Origin of the sequence: Arthrobacter sp. H14, assembly GCF_000520495.1 — a bacterium.
Classification (GTDB): domain Bacteria; phylum Actinomycetota; class Actinomycetes; order Actinomycetales; family Micrococcaceae; genus Arthrobacter_C.
In genome coordinates this window covers 1-1,412 of record NZ_KI914681.1, presented here as the reverse complement: position 1 = coordinate 1,412, position 1,412 = coordinate 1, and the positions used below count along the sequence as shown (strand labels likewise).

General features: G+C 61.5%; 1 protein-coding gene. It reads left to right on the top strand.

The genetic code is table 11. The features are described 5' to 3' along the window. On the top strand, nucleotides 1-1,028 hold a 1,028-nt coding region (locus Y707_RS27260; RefSeq protein ID WP_155853125.1), incomplete at its 5' end, for a serine hydrolase domain-containing protein. Between the last annotated feature and the right edge of the window lie 384 nt (nucleotides 1,029-1,412).

Below are 1,412 nucleotides of genomic sequence, written 5' to 3'. Positions count from 1 at the left end.
GCCGCGGCTCCCCCGCCTCGCGGGTCACCGATCCTTGGACGCCCGAGACCATGGCGGTGATGTTCTCCGGTACCAAGGGACTGGTCGCTACCGTCGCAGCGATGCTCGTGGACCAAGGCAAGCTGGACGTCCGACGGCGGGTGGCCGACTACTGGCCGGAGTTCGCTGCCGCCGGCAAGGAAAACGTCACCGTCTCCCAGCTGCTCAACCACACCGTCGGACTCGTCTACGTCGATCCCGAACCCGAAGGTGAATGGGCCGACCTGGACAACGCCGCCAACGCCGCCGTCCTCGCCGCGCAGAAACCGCTTTGGGAACCTGGATCCAAGGTCGCCTACCACGCCATCACGTATGGCTACTTGATGAACGAAATCTTCGTCCGTGCCACCGGCAAATCCGCCGGCCAGCTCATCCGCGAACTCATCGCCCAACCGCTGGATCTGGACATCCACCTCGGCCTGCCCGAAGAATTCGAAGACCGCGTCGCCACCGTATTCCGGTCCGACAACTACGCCATCAGCACCTATCTCACCGACCCCGAACGGCGGAAAATCGTCGACCGGATGTACGGCAAGACCCTCATGGGCGAGAAACTGCGCGCCAATCTCCCAGAATTCCACCGCGCTGAACTCGCCGCCGGAGGAGGCATCGCCACCGCTGACTCCATGGCCAACCTCTACTCCCAGATCGCCGCCGGGAAAGTTGTCTCCCCCAAAACCCTCGCCGACGCCACCCAAACCTGGTCCGAAGGCACCGACGCCATCAACGACCGCCCCCTTCGCTTCGGCCTCGGCTACGAACTCGCGGACCCCATCGGCACCTACGGCCCCATCGAACCCGCCTTCGGCCACTCCGGCGCTGGCGGCGGCCTCCACGGCACCTGGCCCGCCCACAACATCGGCTTCTCATTCCTCATCAACGAAATGCTCGCGGAAGATCAAGACACCAGAGTGAAGGACCTGCTAAAGGTACTAAAAGTTGTCACCGAGCAAGTCAGTGCAACAGACAATAGAGATACCCCCAAATGACCGTTGTGCTGATGTCCGGGTCGGCGTCGTTTGCGGAGTAAAGCAAACAGTCGAGGCTGGTATTCCCAATAGTCGGCCCCAGTGGGCACACAACTCGACACCGTCGAAAACCGATCCAAGGGCATAGTCTGCCAACGCTGCCCGAACGCACGCCGCAAGGCGGCCTAAATGGCAATTGTCAGACTGTCGGCAACGTTCGGTCACTCCGCCTCTAGGGGTCGCTGAATAAACGGTGACTCCACAAATTCGCGTAGGTAGACGTTATGACGTTATATCGACGCGGCCCGCCGGGCAACGACCCGCGTTGACTCATAGAAAACCTCCGCGTAACTGCATACGTTGCCTCAATTGAAAACCTCCGCGTAGCGGCGTGGTTCACGGTGT